This window comes from Paenibacillus sp. 2KB_22, assembly GCF_052115745.1.
GTDB lineage: Bacteria > Bacillota > Bacilli > Paenibacillales > Paenibacillaceae > Paenibacillus.
This window is the reverse complement of sequence record NZ_JBFRHG010000001.1, coordinates 1,685,237-1,702,966: the sequence shown is the minus strand read 5'-3', so window position 1 is coordinate 1,702,966 and position 17,730 is coordinate 1,685,237. Positions and strand designations below refer to the sequence as shown.

At 45.1% G+C, this 17,730-nt stretch carries 17 protein-coding genes; 13 read left to right on the top strand and 4 right to left on the bottom strand.

Annotated elements, in window-relative coordinates; genetic code table 11:
* The first annotated feature begins 379 nt into the window (after window positions 1-379).
* The 8 genes from AB4111_RS07310 to AB4111_RS07275 all read left to right on the top strand — a co-directional run bounded on the left by AB4111_RS07310 (window position 380) and on the right by AB4111_RS07275 (window position 8,623).
* Window positions 380-1,648 (top strand): sulfotransferase family protein, encoded by a 1,269-nt coding sequence (locus AB4111_RS07310; RefSeq protein WP_442030995.1) that lies wholly within the window; start codon window positions 380-382, stop codon window positions 1,646-1,648.
* The gene (locus AB4111_RS07305; protein ID WP_442030994.1) at window positions 1,645-3,576 is read left to right on the top strand and encodes an asparagine synthase-related protein; all 1,932 of its coding nucleotides are present in this window, start codon (window positions 1,645-1,647) and stop codon (window positions 3,574-3,576) included. The genes AB4111_RS07310 and AB4111_RS07305 overlap by 4 nt, the downstream gene beginning before the upstream one ends.
* Before the next feature lie 29 nt (window positions 3,577-3,605).
* Complete coding sequence (locus AB4111_RS07300) at window positions 3,606-3,743, top strand: paeninodin family lasso peptide (protein WP_017689562.1); 138 nt, start codon at window positions 3,606-3,608, stop codon at window positions 3,741-3,743.
* A gap of 146 nt (window positions 3,744-3,889) precedes the next feature.
* Window positions 3,890-4,837, top strand: a complete 948-nt coding sequence (locus tag AB4111_RS07295) for an aldolase (RefSeq protein ID WP_442030993.1) — start codon at window positions 3,890-3,892, stop codon at window positions 4,835-4,837.
* Window positions 4,834-5,133, top strand: coding sequence for a lasso peptide biosynthesis PqqD family chaperone (locus AB4111_RS07290; protein ID WP_442030992.1), 300 nt, complete (start codon window positions 4,834-4,836; stop codon window positions 5,131-5,133). Before AB4111_RS07295 ends, AB4111_RS07290 begins: the two co-directional genes overlap by 4 nt.
* A gap of 4 nt (window positions 5,134-5,137) precedes the next feature.
* Entirely contained in the window at window positions 5,138-5,620 is a 483-nt protein-coding gene (locus tag AB4111_RS07285) for a lasso peptide biosynthesis B2 protein (protein WP_442031595.1), read from the top strand.
* Between the two features lie 52 nt (window positions 5,621-5,672).
* Window positions 5,673-6,806, top strand: coding sequence for a nucleotidyltransferase domain-containing protein (locus tag AB4111_RS07280; protein WP_442031594.1), 1,134 nt, complete (start codon window positions 5,673-5,675; stop codon window positions 6,804-6,806).
* Window positions 6,806-8,623, top strand: a complete 1,818-nt coding sequence (locus AB4111_RS07275) for an ABC transporter ATP-binding protein (RefSeq protein WP_442031593.1) — start codon at window positions 6,806-6,808, stop codon at window positions 8,621-8,623. The genes AB4111_RS07280 and AB4111_RS07275 overlap by 1 nt, the downstream gene beginning before the upstream one ends.
* Before the next feature lie 159 nt (window positions 8,624-8,782).
* Here AB4111_RS07275 and cysC read toward each other — a convergent pair whose 3' ends face one another.
* A complete protein-coding gene (gene cysC, locus AB4111_RS07270) occupies window positions 8,783-9,421 on the bottom strand; it encodes an adenylyl-sulfate kinase (RefSeq protein ID WP_442030991.1) in 639 nt (212 codons plus the stop codon).
* Window positions 9,422-9,628: 207 nt separating this feature from the next.
* On the opposite strand from cysC, the gene AB4111_RS07265 reads away from it, so the two are divergent.
* Window positions 9,629-10,039 (top strand): hypothetical protein, encoded by a 411-nt coding sequence (locus tag AB4111_RS07265; protein WP_091014632.1) that lies wholly within the window; start codon window positions 9,629-9,631, stop codon window positions 10,037-10,039.
* A 96-nt stretch (window positions 10,040-10,135) separates the two neighbouring features.
* A complete protein-coding gene (gene pdaA, locus AB4111_RS07260) occupies window positions 10,136-10,915 on the top strand; it encodes a delta-lactam-biosynthetic de-N-acetylase (RefSeq protein WP_442030990.1) in 780 nt (259 codons plus the stop codon).
* Window positions 10,916-11,108: 193 nt separating this feature from the next.
* Here the strand turns inward: pdaA and AB4111_RS07255 are convergent, their stop codons facing one another.
* Both AB4111_RS07255 and AB4111_RS07250 read right to left on the bottom strand, forming a co-directional pair.
* Entirely contained in the window at window positions 11,109-11,957 is an 849-nt protein-coding gene (locus AB4111_RS07255) for a DegV family protein (RefSeq protein ID WP_442030989.1), read from the bottom strand.
* Window positions 11,958-12,063: 106 nt separating this feature from the next.
* The gene (locus AB4111_RS07250) at window positions 12,064-12,534 is read right to left on the bottom strand and encodes a hypothetical protein (protein WP_442030988.1); all 471 of its coding nucleotides are present in this window, start codon (window positions 12,532-12,534) and stop codon (window positions 12,064-12,066) included.
* Window positions 12,535-12,866: 332 nt separating this feature from the next.
* On the opposite strand from AB4111_RS07250, the gene AB4111_RS07245 reads away from it, so the two are divergent.
* Window positions 12,867-13,253 carry a DUF423 domain-containing protein gene (locus AB4111_RS07245; RefSeq protein WP_091032639.1) on the top strand — a complete coding sequence of 129 codons (387 nt, stop codon included), beginning with the start codon at window positions 12,867-12,869 and terminating at the stop codon, window positions 13,251-13,253.
* A gap of 123 nt (window positions 13,254-13,376) precedes the next feature.
* On the opposite strand, the gene AB4111_RS07240 is transcribed toward AB4111_RS07245, so the two are convergent.
* Window positions 13,377-13,955, bottom strand: a complete 579-nt coding sequence (locus tag AB4111_RS07240) for a hypothetical protein (RefSeq protein ID WP_442030987.1) — start codon at window positions 13,953-13,955, stop codon at window positions 13,377-13,379.
* 269 nt (window positions 13,956-14,224) lie between these two features.
* Here AB4111_RS07240 and AB4111_RS07235 point away from each other — a divergent pair, with 269 nt between their 5' ends.
* Together AB4111_RS07235 and AB4111_RS07230 are read left to right on the top strand one after the other, a co-directional pair.
* Window positions 14,225-16,960 carry a hypothetical protein gene (locus tag AB4111_RS07235; protein WP_442030986.1) on the top strand — a complete coding sequence of 912 codons (2,736 nt, stop codon included), beginning with the start codon at window positions 14,225-14,227 and terminating at the stop codon, window positions 16,958-16,960.
* Window positions 16,941-17,711: a hypothetical protein gene (locus AB4111_RS07230; protein WP_442030985.1), complete on the top strand. Its 771-nt coding sequence runs from the start codon at window positions 16,941-16,943 to the stop codon at window positions 17,709-17,711. The genes AB4111_RS07235 and AB4111_RS07230 overlap by 20 nt, the downstream gene beginning before the upstream one ends.
* Window positions 17,712-17,730 lie beyond the last annotated feature (19 nt).

The following is a 17,730-nucleotide window of genomic DNA, read 5'->3' as shown; positions in this document are numbered from 1 at the left end:
TGGCTTCAGGCATTGTTCCTCATAGAACATGTCTGAAGCTTATTCGCATTTGTGCATCTTGATCAAGATGTATCAGGATGAAGTGCTGAAACGACAGACAGCAGAATACCATGAAAGAGTAAGAATTTATGAAAAGGTGAAAATAAAAGATTGACATGATACATTTTGTATCATAGAGTAAAACTATGAATACATACTGTATCTGAGAGTTGTCGAATACAACCATGTGTTTTGCTTCATTCCCGGGTAAACTTCCGCCGGAACATTGCAAAATACTGACCAATAGCGTGCATATTACTCGTTTTGCCAAACACAAAGGTAGAGTCTGGTCTATCCCGGCTACATATATTTATACTAATGAACAGAGGAGAGGCTGCCATTGATCGACGCTCAAGGTAACGGACTTGTTTTCTTACTATGTGTTCCCCGCAGTGGTAGTTCCTTATCCACCGTAATGCTGCAAAATCACAGGCGCATATTTGCCACCCAGGAAATGTGGTTTCTGATGAATCTTGTCGATTTGCCCAAGGGTGATTCACGCGCTTATGGTGGTAGCTCCATCATTCGTCAGTTCTACAATGCCATGGTACCCGAGGATGTCTTCGAAAAGGCATGCCGAAGTTTTGCTCTTGAGATCTACAATGGATTCCTGGAAGGGAGCGGAGCAGACTTCGTCGTTGATAAATCTCCACGGTACTATTACATGCTTGAATGGCTGGATCGTCTGTTCCCTCAGTCCAAGCGCATTCATCTCCAGCGTAATCCTCTGGCCATAGCTGCATCATTCAAAAAGGTAAACCGCCACACAGGAGAAGGATTCGACCTGATTCATAGTCTGCAGAGCCCCAAATTAAATATGAAATCGGTTGATCTCACACTTGGGATGCTCCGCTTGAATGATTATTTTGCCGAACCACATTCCAATGCATATGAATTGCAATATGAACGATTGGTTTCCAGTCCACAGGAAGAACTTGAAAAACTATGCGCGTTTCTAGGAATTCGATATGAACAAGGTATGGAGCAGTATGGACAGTTTCTGGACAGTGCCAAGTCTGACATGTTCTACAGTATGGGCGTGGGTGATCCGTTCCTCTCTTCGCATCAAGAGGCACATCAGGGTTCTGTTAACAACTGGAAAAAAATACTGGAACCGCATGAAGTTGAACTGTATTGCCGTGTGATGGGGGCAGATCTGTTCCACCGGCTGGGATACAGTGAACAGCTCGCTGAAGCCGAAAAATGGACGGGAGTCCATTATGATGCAAGTCCTGATCAAGAGGTCATCGACCGAATCACGCATCAGTTGACAGCAGCGACTGGTTGCCAGTGGCAACCGCAATACCGAATGCAGCCGGCAGATTCTGTCGTTCATGATCCGAATGGGAATCTTAATGACCAAGTTGTCGAAGAACCTGAAAATACAGATCCCACGCTGGCTGCACTGGTAACGATCAGACAACTGCAAGCCGCATTACGGGCGGCCGATCATCGTCTGGAACGGGGATACAGTGAGCGAGAACGCTTGAAAGTACAGCTGGCTTCTGCTCAAAGCAAAATACAGCGTATCAAATCATGGGTACCATTTGGCCACCAGATTAGCGCCTGGGCTTCACAGCGCAAGATTCTACGGGGAGGAAAGTCATGAGCGCCATAGCGGGAATTGTTCACAACGATGGTCAGCAGGCGCTATGGGAAGACAGCTGGCGCTTGTATGCAAGCCTGGGGCATGTCCCTGCGGATACGACAGGGGTGTGGAAGGGGAATGAGGCATTTCTTAGCTGCCATGCCCAATGGATTACACCGGAATCGGTTAGCGAGAAATTACCTTTATATGATGAGGAAAGTGGTCTGACGATCACGGCAGATGCCATTCTGGATAACCGGGAACAACTGGCAGATCAATTACAGATATCCAGAGCTGAACTGGCTATGTTGGCGGATAGTGAACTGATCTTGCGTGCCTATCAGCGCTGGGGAGACGATGTGGCCGTCCGATTGCTGGGTGATTTTGTATTTGCCATCTGGGATGAGCGGAATCGGAAACTGTATGCAGCGAGAGACATTACAGGCATGCGAGCTTTTTATTACCGACATGATGGTTCACGTTTTGCTTTCTGCACACTCATGAATCCGTTGCTCGGGCTTGAAGGGGTACATAAAGAACTTGATGAGACTTGGTTATCTGAGTTTCTTGCCATTCCCGACATGCATGATTCAGCAGATATCAATTCGACCGTATATCGGGGGATAAGCCAACTGCCGTCTGCACATACACTTGTCTTCCGTGACGGCAGGCTGGAACTGAAACAATATCATCGTTGGGATGAAGTGGAACCTTTACGGCTCAAATCCGACGGTGAATATGTAGAAGCGTTTCGAGAGGTATTCGCTCAGGCAGTCGGATCACGATTGCGCACGCACAGGCAGGTGGCTGCTGCATTAAGTGGAGGACTGGACTCGGGAGCCGTGGTTGGTTTTGCTTCCGGAACACTGAGAAGTCAGGGCAAACGGCTGCATGCCTATAGTTATGTTCCCGTACCAGATTTCACTGATTATACGTCAAAAACGTTGCTGGCTGACGAGAGGCCTTTCATACGTTCCACGATTAATCACGTCGGCAATATCACGGAGAACTACCTTGATTTTGAAGGCAGAAGTCCACTTAGTGAAGTAGATACCTGGCTCGACATTATGGAAATGCCCTATAAATACTTTGAAAATTCATTCTGGATTCGCGGATTCTATGAAAAAGCGAGCCAGCAAGATGCAGGCATCTTGCTCACAGGTGCACGTGGTAATTTCACCATCTCCTGGGGACCAGCTCTGGATTATTACGCCAGTCTACTGAAAAGTGGCCGCTGGTACCGCTGGTTCCGTGAGATGCAGCAGTATAGTGAACGGACCGGCATGCCCTTCTCCCGTATAGCCAAGATCACTGGGAAAAAGGCATATCCGGATTGGTTCAAGGCTCAGTCCAAAGGAGCCAGCCAGGCCGCATCCGTGCAGTTGATCCATCCTGATTTTGCGCAAAGGACAGGTGTATTGGAACGACTCAAATCCATCATTGTTCTTCAGGGCGGTGCCCAGGCTGATGCACTCAAGGTCCGTGCCGAGAAATTCAATAACCTGGCTATTGCGAACAAAAACGGTGCCGTCGCTACGAAATGTTCTCTCCGTTACCGGGCTTGGGAACGTGATCCGACAAGTGATGCCAGAGTCATCCGGTTCTGCTTGTCCGTACCGATTGAGCAATATGTGAAACAAGGGACCGATCGTTCATTAATTCGCCGCGCTACTTCGCCAGAACTGCCTGACAAGGTCAGACTGAATCAGCGAGTACGGGGTGTACAGCCGGCAGATTGGTTACATCGCATCATTCCGAATTGGGATGCCTTTACCGCCGAATTGCGTGCGTTATGTTCTGACAGCAAGGTCGCTGGCATATTAAACACGGAGCGTATCCAATCTGCCCTGGCCAACTTTCCAAGTCCGAGACCAGAGCTTGCTTCACATCCGGATCTGCGATTGATGATGCATAGTCTGATCGTCTATCGGTTCATTCGGAAATTCTGAATGAGGGCACATGAAAGGAGGTGAATACGATGCAAATGGAAAAAAAGGAATGGCAAGCACCAGCTCTTGAAGTGTTGGAAGTCAATCAAACGATGGCCGGTACTGGCTACAGACAAATTGACTGGGTAACGGTACACGATGCGGACCTGTACGATCCAACTTCCTAAGTTGTTAAGTTATTAAGTTTTAAACAGCGTCATCATACTTAAAGGGCGAAAAAGCAACAAATCCAGCTTTTCGCCTCCGCCCTTATATTGAGCAACATGAATATAAGGGCTTTTTTTACATTTAATCATGAAGGAGGCGTCGTTCATTGTTGCTGGTGCATTATGTAGCGTATGGTCTGCGCTGGTCGAGCCAAATTCGAATGCCTGAACTTCAGATCGCACCCAAGCATGCGGAGGCTGATTTTGATGAAGTGCATGTACACATCGAGTCTTCAGATTTGACCTCATTGTGGGAGGACTGGGATGTTGGCAACGACAACTTTGTGGCGCGAGAGGGCAGCCTTTTTTTCAAAATCGAAGATACAGGTCTGTTTCTAATGGAGCAAGGAAAGCGCATTGTTGTATCTCCTATACCGGGTGCAGATGAGAAAAAGGTCAGATTATTCATCTTGGGCACATGTATGGCGGTCATTATGATGCAACGTGGCATTCTTCCATTGCATGGTAGTGCAGTTGTTATTGAGGGCTGGGCTTACGCATTTGTTGGGCATTCGGGTGCAGGCAAATCGACACTCTCGGCCGCACTGGCATCACGCGGATATCCGCTTCTCACCGATGATGTCGTTGCACTGACCTGGGATGCCGGGGGAAGAGCCATCGTATCGCCTGGTTATCCACAACAGAAATTGTGGCAGCCCAGTCTGGATGGTTTCGGCATGAAGGAACAGGATTATGCAACAGTTCACGCGGAGATTACGAAGTATGCGATACCTGTTCAACACTATTTTCATGAGATGGCCGTACCACTAGGTGGAATATTCGAACTTGCTCCACAACCGGAGGAAAACCATACGTCTGTTCAACTGGTTGAAGTGCAGGGGTTGGAACGATTGCATCTGTTATGCTCGCATACGTTCCGTGGTGGACTCGTTGCAAGACAGGGATTGGCGCAGTGGCTATTCGAGACGGCTTCAAGACTTTCGGCAAGTGTGGAGATTGGCAGATTGGTCAGAACAGGTGCTGAGTTTACAGCATTTGAGATGGTGGATCGGATTACAGATCATATACGTAAAGGAGTGCATACAGGACAATGACAGCGACTACGCCGATGAATGTGGAAGACCGGGTAACCCGGAAGGAAGGCAATCTGGTGAGTGATATGGGCAGTGAGAAAGTTATGATGAGCATTAGCTCTGGAAAATACTATAATCTTGGGAGTACCGGTGGACGAATCTGGGATCTGATCGCAGAAGAACGCACGCTGGGTGAAGTAGTTGAGGTGCTTGCTGCGGAGTATGAGATTGAGCCAGATGTATGTCGTGTGCAGGTGGTGCAATTCCTGGAACATCTGTCCCGTGAAGATTTAATCGACGTTACTCGCGGAGTGTAGCATGATGTTGAGAAAAATAAAGGCTTATCTCTCGCTCCCGCGGTCGATGCGTCGACTGGTATGGGAGGCCTATCTCTTTCTTGGCTGGGCACGCATACAGAAGGCTATGCCATTCGCCAAAATCGCGCCAGGACTGGGTACACCTATGGTTGAAACCCCGATGACGGGACTTGATCGCAGCGAGGTCATCGCTATCCGGAATATTTCCAAAGCGATTTCGCTTGCTAGTAAATATACGTTATGGGAAAGCCGCTGCCTTGTAATGGCGATTGCCGGGATGAAGATGCTTGAGCGACGCAAGATAGAGAGTACGTTATACATGGGGACTGCGCGGAATAAGCAAGGACATATGATGGCTCATGCCTGGCTGCGAAGTGGTAAATTGATCGTGACCGGAGCTGATACTATGGACCAATATACGGTTGTCGGCGTGTTTGGCAAACGGTGTCCGGAGAAGGGATCTGGGGAGATTGTATATGATACATGAAAGTGAACTCTATTCATCAGGTTTTCCGAAGGAGCTTAAGCTGATTTTGAGCATGATTAGAGGTGACCTGACGGCTCTATCCCCTGAAGAACTCAAGGCGGGTTTACAAGGAACGGATTGGCAGCTCTTTCTGCGACTGGTCTATCATCACCGCTTATACTCTGTACTTTATTTAAAAATGAAAGAATTGAATACTGCGATCATTCCAGCAGATGTAATGGAGAGCTTGAGACAACAATATACGGCCAATACGTTCCGCATGTTACATCTGACTGCTGAGATGGAACAGGTGTGTGGAGCTTTCCGTGAACACGGCATCCGTAATATTACGCTGAAGGGGCCAGCGCTGGCCCATGATCTATATGGTGATGTATCCATGCGAACCTCCAAAGACCTGGATATCCTGATTCCGTTCGATGATGTGGAAGCGGCTGAAGGCATTCTGGCTACCCTCGGTTACGTGTCCAAGGAAGGGGAGCGGGCACCTACGGTTCGCAGCTGGAAATGGCGGGAACATCATATATGTTACATCCATCCCGACAAAAGGACTCAAGTGGAGATCCATTGGCGTCTGAACCCGGATTCGGGCAAAGAAACCGATTTTGAATTGCTGTGGAAACGGAGCCGGTTCAGTTCATACACACAGACACCTGTCCGTATGCTTGAACAAGAAGATCTCTGGGCTTATTTGGTAACCCATGGAGCACGTCATGGCTGGTTCAGACTGCGTTGGTTACTGGATATCGATCAGATGATTCGAAGCATGCCACTTGATGTGAAGAAAGTAGAAAGGCGCCTGAAAGCGGAGGGACGTTTATCCATTGGTTCACAGGCTCTTCACTTGGCCTCAGATCTGCTGAACACGCCACTGGATACCGAGTACAGGTCCTTGATGTCCTTGAGTGATCGTACAGGCAAACGATTAGCGAGTGAAGGTGCAAAGTTCATGAACGATATGTTGGAAAGTCCGGCTGATATGAAAACTTATCCATCGTATCTGTTTAAACTTCGAAGTACGAAACAGAAATGGTTTTTCTTTATTGAACGTTTATATCCAAGTACATGGGATGTGGATCAACTGCCGCTTCCACGTTCTTTGTTTTTTCTGTACTTTCCGTTACGTCCGTTTCTCTGGTTCTGGCGGCGAATTAAAAGGTATACGGTGACGGAGAGGGGTAAAGTATGATCTCGGAATTAAAGTATTTCATGCGGAGATTGCATCATGTCACGGGGCCCATTTTATATTGGAATCTGCTAGGGATGATCTGTATCAGTCTTATGGAAGGGATCGGCATCTACATGCTTGTTCCGATGCTGAGTCTGATCGGCATATTTGAGATGGGCTCCACAGGGTTGAACATTCCCTGGATTGGAGAAGTGTTGAATCGTTTTTCTGAGAATAGCCAATTGTTACTCGTATTGTTCACCTTTGTGTTGATTGTCTCCGGACAGGCTTGGATGCAGCGTCTCCAGACGATCCGTAATACTCGAATCCAGCAGCAATTTGTACGAACGCTGCGTATGGAAACCTATGGTGCCATTATTATGGCGCAATGGTCATTTTTTCTCCAAAAACGAAAATCCGATTTTAACCATATATTAACGACTGAGCTTGCACGTGTGAGCCAAGGCACGAGCATTGTGCTGCAAATGACAGCCTCCCTGATCTTTACGGGCATACAGATTGGTCTAGCATTCTGGTTGTCCGCCAAATTGACAGCACTTGTGTTGGTCTGTGGATTGGTACTCTTTATCGTCTTGAGAAAATTCGTCAAGCGGGCCAAGCAGATCGGAGATCAGACTTCTGAATTTTCGCAAAGTTATTATAATGGCATAACCGAGCATTTCAACGGAATTAAGGATATTAAGAGCAACATGCTTGAGCAATCACACATGAACTGGTTCGAGCGCATGTGCAGACAGATTGAACGCAATGTCATTCAGTTTAGCCAACTGAACAGTGGAACACAGTTGATTCATCGGATGTCCGCGGCGATCATTATTGCGGCATTCATCTATCTTTCTCTCCGTGTTATGACGGTGCCACCCGCAAGTCTGCTGCTCATTATCCTTATCTTTTCTCGCTTATGGCCTAGATTTACAGCGATTCAGTCCAATCTGGAGTATATCAGCTCCATGCTGCCTGCGTTCCGTGTGGTAAGAGAACTGCAAGCTCAGACGGCGAAGAGTCGTGAGATCAGTGAAGAAGTGGCTTCAGCGGGAGAGACGGGGTCTCATGTGATTCAACCAATGGTACTTCAAGAATCGATTACATGTGAGGATGTCTGCTATCGTTATGAGGGAAGTGATACGTACTCATTGAGGAATGTGCAGGCGTCGATTCCCGCAAGGGGCATGACCGCGATTGTGGGTAAATCCGGAGCAGGCAAGAGCACACTAATAGATCTGATTATGGGCCTTGTAAGACCAGAGAGCGGTCGTATTCTGATTGACGGTGTTCCCCTGTCAGAAGAACGCTTATTAAGCTGGAGAAGTTCTATCGGATATGTTTCCCAGGACCCCTTCCTGTTTCATACCAGTATTCGTGAGAATCTGCGTCTGGTTGATCCCAATGCAAGTGAAGAACAGATGTGGCAGGCTTTGCAGTTTTCCTCCTCTGCGGCTTTTGTGCGGAAGCTGCCTCAGGGTCTGGATACGATTATTGGTGATCGGGGTATTCGTCTATCCGGGGGCGAACGTCAGCGATTGGTGCTTGCCCGGGCCATGCTGAGGAATCCTTCGGTATTGGTACTGGATGAAGCAACAAGTGCGCTCGACAGTGAGAATGAACAGTACATTCATGAGGCGCTGGAAAGGCTGAAAGGACATGTGACCATTATCGTGATTGCACACCGATTGTCTACGATTCGGACAGCGGATCGTGTCATTGTGCTCGATGAAGGTCGGGTGATTCAAGAGGGCGGTTACCAGCAGTTATCTACTGATCCGGTAGGGACGTTCAGTAAACTTCTTAATATGCAAGCGGGTGTTGTGGGGCAGTAAATAAGTGGACATCAAAAGACGTTCAAACGTGATGAAAGATCATGTCTATCTTCTTCTATTTATGATTAATCGATGGTATGAACAGCAATGGTATCACGTAAAGAGGCGCGCCATTATGGGCGCGCCTTTCATGTAAGTACATTAGCATAATGACAAGGGTTAATGAACAAGTGCTGTATTGGAAGTGAGGGGAAGCTGGAGAGCGCCAATCTGTTCCAAATGTTGTACAATCTCTTGCACCGCTTCCTCGATGGACGATTGCTCTGTATCAATGATGAATGAAGGAGATTTTGGTACATCATAGGGGGCCGAAATGCCTGTGAAATGCGGGATATCACCGTTGCGTGCTTTTTTGTATAGACCCTTGGGATCACGCCGCTCACATTCTTGAATTGAACAGCGCACATAGATTTCAATGAAATCATCTGGTTCAAATAACTGTCTAACCATCTCCCGATCCTGTTCATGAGGAGAGATAAACGCCGAAAGGACAAACAACCCGGCATCTACCATTAACTTGGATACTTCGCCAATTCGCCGCAAATTTTCTTGACGATCCCCTGTTGTAAAACCGAGATCACGGTTCAGTCCATGACGCACATTATCCCCGTCTAGAACATAACAGCGTACGCCTTGGTCGTAGAGATACTGCTCCAGGGCAAATGCAAGGGATGACTTTCCTGCACCTGATAACCCGGTAAACCAGATGGCACGACTACGGTGCCCATTATGTTTCTCCCGGTCCTGTCTGTTGATGCTGGATGATTGCCAGGTGATATTGCGTTCTTCCTTCGCCATGAGTATCCCGCCTTTTCCCTACCATGATATGTATAATATTTTAACATATTTACAAGATTATAGCACCTTACAGATTTCTTCAAAATAAGCGTGAATCGACAAAATATCGGGTATAGATGTAGTACATACATAAGCATTATGCATATATCCAAGGAGTATTTTGCATGAAATGATGTAAAATGCTCACATCGCAGGAGGAACAATGTCATGAACGAAAACATACAAAACATACAAGTTGGATTCAAATGCCCGGATTGCCATCAGGAGGTTCGAGTGGAATTTATAGATGAACAGGTCAGCACAGTTCGTTGTAAAGGTTGTGACAGAGCGTACACCCTGTTGAAGCCAACCATTGGTGATGAAATTCTTCTGGATTGGGAACAGGAGGCGTTATATCACAAGCTGAGGGCAGAACGATCTGAACTGGATAATCACAATATGTCTGCCTTGATTATCAAAGTTATCGAGCTGCTTACATGGCGTGATCGGGGAGATGGACAGACTCGTGCCATACAGACCGTGAGGGAATGGCTTGCCTCCAGTGGCAAACCCCAGACATTGCTTGAATTGTTCTATCAATCTCCTCCACAACCTGAAAATAAACGTTTTGATCGTTAAGGATTTACATACATTAGCTGTTCCTGTGGCATATTACCTGAAGGTGTTCGTGTGTGCAAACGACTAACCGAATTTTCAGGAACAGGAGCGGATGGAATGAAGCGAATGGTTCTATATATACTGGTGGCACTGTTATCCATCAGTATGGTACCGGCACAGACTGAAGCATCACCGGTTACCGGAGCATATCACTTTGGCTTCAAAAAAAGTCAAAACGGTCAGCTGCCCTCCATTGATCAGGAAGGCTTCAAATCGATCTTACAACATAACGATGCCATTTTCCTGGGGGATACGAAGCAAAAGGAATTGTATCTCACGTTTGATAACGGATATGAGAATGGATTCACGCCTGCAATACTGGATGTTTTGCGTACCAAGAAGGTGCCAGCTGCTTTCTTTGTAACAGGTCATTATCTGAAAGATCAGCCTGAGTTGGTCAAACGCATGGCGGCTGAGGGTCATATCGTCGGTAATCATTCATGGAGTCATCCTGATATGACCCGCATCTCCAATGAAAAGCTTAAAGTGGAACTGGAGAAGGTCAAGTCGGAGGTGAATCGTCTGACAGGTCAACAAGCGACCTTTTTACGCCCACCGCGCGGGATCTTTAACAATCGCACGCTTGCGGAGAGTCATGCTCAGGGTTATGTGAATGTGTTCTGGTCTGTTGCTTATAAAGACTGGGATACCAATGTGCAACGTGGTGCACAATATGCTCATCAGGAGGTACTGAAGCAACTTCATCCGGGAGCTGTCATTTTGCTTCATTCGGTATCCAAAGACAACACGGAAGCACTGGCTTCTATTATTGATGAGGCACGTAAACAAGGGTATGTATTTAAAAGTTTGGAAGATCTGCGGACCAAAAATTATTGATCTGTATCGTAATGAACAATGGATTGAACGTAGGTCATTTAAAAATTTAGCAAAATATTAAAGGGCATCCTGAGCGATTAAGCTCGGAATGCCCTTTTTAGTTGTATCGGTATACCAGTCCAAGTAGTGGATGTATCCACATACAGATCCAGAAGAAAGGAGAGGGTAATACGATACGATGTCGCGTGTAATACTATAAAACAGTGTTATAGATGATTCCAATTGTTTTCGGGCCGCAGTGACTGCATATTACACACCCAGCAGTGGTTAGTTCCACTCGGGCACCCGTCTGTTCCTGCAAAGACTTCTGCAAGTCCAGCGCATCCTCTTCGGCCATGGTGTGCACAACGATCAGCAGGTCTGGATCGATCTGATCCTTCTGGCTAAGTGTATTATTCAGCATTTGTTCCAGCGCTTTCTCCCGTTTACCGCGCACTTTATAGGCAGGTGCCATCTTACCGTCCGTTACCCGGATGACAGGACGGATCTTGAGCAGGCTGCCAATCAGATTCTGCATGCCTGAACAGCGTCCACCTTTATGCAGATACTCCAGTGTATCGATGACAAATTCAGTGCGTACATTTGGTTTCATCGCCTCAATCAGGTTTGTAATCTGAGTCAGGTTTTGTCCTTTATCGGCAGCATATACAGCTTTCATCACCATCAGCGCAATTCCTGATGAGAGATTCTGTGAGTCAATGACCGATATTCGACCTTCCGGGAATTCAGAACTCGCTAGTCGTGCATTTTGATAGGTAGAGGAAAGTTCAGAAGATAAGCTGATATATAGAATCTCATCCCCTTGATCTATGTAAGGTTGAAATGCCGTCATGAAATCAGCGGGGGAAGGTGCAGCTGTTTTGGGAAGACGCCCATCTTGGCTGACACGTTCATATAGCTGTTCAGGCTTAATCTCAGCACCATCTTTCAGTGATTCTTCACCGAACACCACATATAAAGGGATGATGCCGATATCGTGCTGCTGGATCCATTCTGGAGCCAGATCACTTGTGCTGTCCGCAAAAATTTTGATTCGTGACATGTCAATCTCCTTTGAAAACAATGATTTTGGCAAAAAAATATAGATTATACTTATGTGTAGACCTATTCATTTTAATTATAAGGAAACAAGGCGCTGATGCAAACCGTTACATCATGTTCATGCCTATCACAATAAGTGCAACGAATAACAGAATCATCATTCCATTTAATATGGTCCCGATCATGGCAAAGACTTTCTTTCGATTCTTGAGGACAAGACCAACAATTCCAAGGATGCCTCCGGCCAGATTGAGAATCAGGCCGACCAGAATGGCTAATGAAGCCAGAACCACTGCTGGATGCAAGGCTATCTCTTCTGCTTGCAACGGGGTGAGCACTCCGATGGACTCATTTATAGCCATGGTGGCAATAAAGAATATCAGAATGTAACCCAAGATCGTAACCAATCCAATGACAAAACTTGCGATTCCAGGTCCGGAATGTTTCAGTGGTGCTAATGGTTGTCTCTCCTGATCTGGCGGGTATTCTTCATACCTATTGTTATTGTATTGATCTGCATGGCCAGGGTTTTGATCCGTGTTGTTATAACCTGAATTATAAGAATCGCGATTATCCATAATTGTGACTTGCCTCCCTTAATCATCGTATTGAGTGTTATTAACCTAATCGATGAGTAATTACTAGCTTCAACCCATTTTCTAGGAACTGAAAACCAATCTTTTTGAACTTGCATTTAAAATACAACGATGACATACCTGTTTACTTTTCCATAAATATCGATAAAAATCAAGGATTTACGCTTGTTTCCTACAATTTATAGAGCAGGGATAGGATTGTTAAGTATAAACAGACATATAATCTTTGAAGCTTCGTCCCGACTGGTAAAGGAGGAGTGGATTCGCTACAATAATAGGAGTGAAGTGTAGTTGAATTAAGGGAGAGAACTTACATGCAACGAAGATGGATGATGCTTGGAGCTGTAATGACCATGTTATCGGTGGCGATCGGCGCGTTTGGTGCTCACATGCTCAAAGATACGATTGGGCCGGCGGCCATAGCTACATATGAGACGGGTGTGCAATATCACATGATTCATGCATTGGGCTTGCTCATTATTGGCTTGACGGCTGGTCAGCTTGGGGCATCGACGAAACTAAAGTGGGCAGCACGTTTGTTGTTTATCGGAATTATCGTGTTCTCGGGTAGTTTGTATGTGCTTAGTATTTCTGGTATCAAGATTCTAGGAGCCATCACACCCATTGGTGGGGTAGCCTTCATTGCCGGATGGTTGTTATTGGCATTAGATGTATGGCAGCGAGGTAAGGATCGCTCCTGATCTGGCGGAAGAAATCTCGGAGGGTTCAATGCTACATGAACCATGAACTAAAAAAGCAACTTGCGTTAGAATGTCCCGTCATTCTAACGCAAGTTGCTTTTTGTTTTAATCCGATGAAGTTAGTTACAGAAACTCATCGATTTCATTGGTTCGGAACGTATACACCTGTTTTTCATCGACATGGTATATGCTCACAATACTAGTATCCCGATCAAAATTTAAAATCCGGCATGGAATGCTCTGATGTTTACCGTTCTTGTTATTGACCACAATACGGGTGAGTCGATTCTCTTTAATGAGCGTGTCAATCCACGCATCAAACGAATTTCCTTCGGAAACATTGGATGTTTGGGTAGAGGTCTTGTTCTCAATAGCAGGTGTTTCTTGCTTGTTCTGTGTTTTGACTGGAGCAGGTGAGGTAGGTGTCTGTGTAGAAGCGGACGCCTTCTGTGCTGCGTTGGCTTGTGATTTTTTACGTTCATTGTGAAGTGTGACGAAAGAGTCCTTCTTGGACTGGAGTGTTACTTCAATAATTTTGCCTAGCTCTATGCCGGATTGAATCCGAAAGTCCGCAATTTGTTCCTCTTTGTTTATGAACTCCAACAGGGACTGCAGTGCCAATGCATTTGAGCGGCTCTTAATAAGTATATCGACATTAAACAAAAAGCCGATTTCCTCTTGATTGGATAAGGTTTCTTTCATTCATCCCAGCCCCGTTAAAAGATATGTCAGCTCAAAAAAACGCTTCAATACACTATATCATTAAAAATGAAATTATCATAGTGCTAGAGAAGCAGAAATATGCAGATTCGAAATGAATCAACTCCCGAAATGTCCCTTAATTTCTCGCCATAATAGAACAAATATTCTTCCTTTTTCATCCCCTGATCATCCTCTTTGCCTGCGTCAGTCGTGCGGGTCTAATCTATAATTTATTTAATCAGGACAGGAAGCAACAGGGGGAATCGGGAATGGGCAATGCATATCAGGAGCGATTGAGATACGTTTATAAAATTACATCTTCCAGAATTAGAAAAGCGGATTATGATCTGCATCTTACTTATCAAGAAGCGACAGTTAATGGAGAAGTGGCATCTATTGGAAATCATCAAGTGTTTCGTTTTATAGATCGTATTCGAGGCTACAGGGAGAGGGAACAAGATCTGGCTAGAATCAAGCTGGAGATTCGACAATTGAAGGCCTTGAAAACCAATGCGGAACATAAAAGAACAATGAAGAAACTGCATGAAGAACTGAATAATCTGAGATTTGCCGAAGATTATTTGCTGGTAGTCATTGAAAACAATAAAGACTATGACCGTCTGAATTCATCGAAAGCCTTCTCCATCAACGGCAATAAATACAAGCGTCTATTGGCGACAACAGGTGGAGCCAAAAGTTCAACTGTCATCTATGTGAGTGAGGATATTCACCCGCTTTTGGAGAAAAGATTGAATAACGGCAGAGATCCCAATAAAGAGCTGGTTCCTGCCAAATTGGAGGCATATAAGGCCCTGGCTTGTAGTACAAGCACGCCTGTATCACATCCCGAACGTGTCTTGGTTGTGCAAGATTGCTTAACCGAATTTGGAGCAGACATCATTCGGATTGATGATACCGAAACCGAGTACCCTCGCATTGAGAGCAGAAAAAATGAACTTATTCAAATGAACATGAGTGACGGATTCGGTCTTATCTCTCCTGCACTTAGTGAACGATGGGCAACCGAGCTAGGGCATGCATATATCCCGAGTGGATTTTGTATTCGCAATAGCTTCTGTAAAGGAATGGTGTTTACATTTAATTATCACGAATTTGCAGATCAAGTTGCTGGCAAGTATATGGTGGACGATGCCTGGGGTAACCCTGTGGATATCCGAGAAGTAGATCTGATCCTCACAACGTCCATGCTCAAACTATGGAGCTCGTATAACAGTATTGACGATTACCTGTTATGTTGCGGGTATTATGGCTACACGTTCAGCGTTACGAAGGTTACACCCGAAGAATTAGAGGATGAGCGTCATTTAAACTATCAGTTCATTCAGTCGCTTCAATTGGATGATGACGAGATTGGTGAACTCATTCGTCCCACTATTGACTCGATTACAGATGTACTGGGTGAGGACCATCGCAAGGCACTGTTATTCCTCAAAGGAATTCATATTCATGAGAATGACTACAGAAATAGTCCGGATGATTATATTAAAGGGCTGATGGTAGACCCGCGACTTATAGATGATCCGTTTGTGCGAAGCAAAATTCATACCTTAATACGTAAGCGAATGAATGAAGCCAAGATCGGGGTTCTTAGAGTCAAAGGCAATTTCAGCATTATATCGGGCGATCCCTATACATTGTGTCAGAGCATATTTGGCATGCCTTTAACTGGATTGCTGAGTTCAGGCGAGTTTTACTCCAGCTATTGGAATGAACGCCATGTGGACAGGGTGGCTTGCTTCAGGGCTCCAATGACTTGTCATAACAATATCAAGGTACTTCGTTTCCGGAATACGGATGAAATGCAGCATTGGTATCGCTATATGAATACGGTCACGATCTTGAATTCATGGGATACGACGACGCATTCTCTGAATGGTGCAGATATGGATAGTGATCAAGTTTTGACTACGGATAACGCAACGATTCTTGGAGCAATTCAAGAGCTAGATGCGATTGTGTGTGTGCAGAAAACCTCTGCCAAAAAAATTCCGGATGAAGAGGATCTGATCCAGGCCAACAAAGACAGCTTTGGTGACCTGATCGGTTTCACAACGAACAAAATCACATCCATGTTCGATGTATTAGCCAATTATGAGGAGCACAGTGCAGAATATCAGGAAATGATGTACCGAATTCAATGTGGCCAGCATTATCAGCAAAATGCCATTGACCAGGCCAAAGGGATTGAATGTAAAAAGATGCCGAAACACTGGTATGATATTCGCGCTGCGGTAACGGATGAGTCAGCCATGAAAATGGTAGCGCACAAGAAGCCTTATTTTTTCATATACAATGACCCGGAGCAGAAAAAAGAATATACCACCTATGTAGAAAAAACGAGTCAGAAGTGTTTGCAGTTATTTGGCTTGACTGTTGATGAATTGTATTCGAAGAAGGAGCTATCACCGAATCAGGAACTGTTCCTGGCACAGTATGAACAGAGAATGCCTGTATCCAAGGCACCTTCTGTGATGAACCGGCTATGCCTTCAAGTGGAAGATGAGTTCAACAAGTTAAAGTTAAAACAGACCCAGAGCCCGTTTGATCATACGATATTGATGAGTACCAAAAAATACTCCCAAGCTCGTTATAAAGAGATTCAACGATTATATCAGATGCATAACGAAGAATTACGTAGCTATATGACCAATTTACGCAAGAGTAAGGTGAGGAAGGAAGAAAGATCAGCCCGATGGCAGTTGTTTGTTTCACGCTTTAAGGAGCAGGCGCTGGAGATCTGTAATAATGAAGAAGATCTGTGCAATATGATTGTGGACATGTGTTATCGAAATGCGGAGAAATCGAAGCAATTTGTATGGGATGTGTCGGGAGATCAGATTATTCGCAATCTGTTGCATAGCAATGATCATATTATCCAATATCCGGTTAGAGACCCGGAGGGCGAGATTGAATACGCAGGAAGAATTTTTAAAATGACCCAAATGCATGTGAAGGAGCAACGTCTTGAAAATCATTCTGAATGAACGTCATCATGCCGAGCAGGCCATTGCACATGGGATCATGGATAAGAAGCCAACCAAAACGTTGGCATGTCTGGTCAAATATGAATTTGAACAAGGGAAGAGCGAGCATGAAGTTTATATGTCATTAGACCAATTTATGACCCAACACTATCCAGATTATAATACTGTTCAATGGGATGTGTATCTAAGACGTGTCATCAATCAGGCTATGAACTGGATAAAAAAGAGAAAAGAAGAGCAGAAAAGTACAATGATTGAAATTAATAAAATACCGATAACGGTTGCTGAACTCCAAAAGATTAAAGGGTTAAAGAGCATACGCTTAGAGAAATTAGCATTTGTAATGCTGGTATATAGCAAAATCAACAACCTTATCAACGAAAATAGTACGTACTGGGTTAATAACGATTTGAAAGAAGTTTACAGTGATAGTCAAATGGCAGTTAGTAAAAAGGATCAAGGGCTGTTAGTGTATAAACTGATTCAACAGGGTTATCTCATTGGAAGCAAGCGAGTTGATTCAACAAATGTACAAGTGCAGTTTGCTTGCGAGAATGATAACATTGCTTTTTATTTGGAGCGTTTCGATGATTTTGTATTAGAGTACCTACGATGGAAAGGCGAGAATATTAAGATCTGTACCATCTGTGGAAAACGCATGTTGGCCAAGTCCAATCGAATGAAGTATTGTAAGGACTGCAAGAAAGCTGGATATCATCAAGCGGGTCGTACTTACCTTGCATTAGTCTGAATGAGCAGTTCCTGAAGGG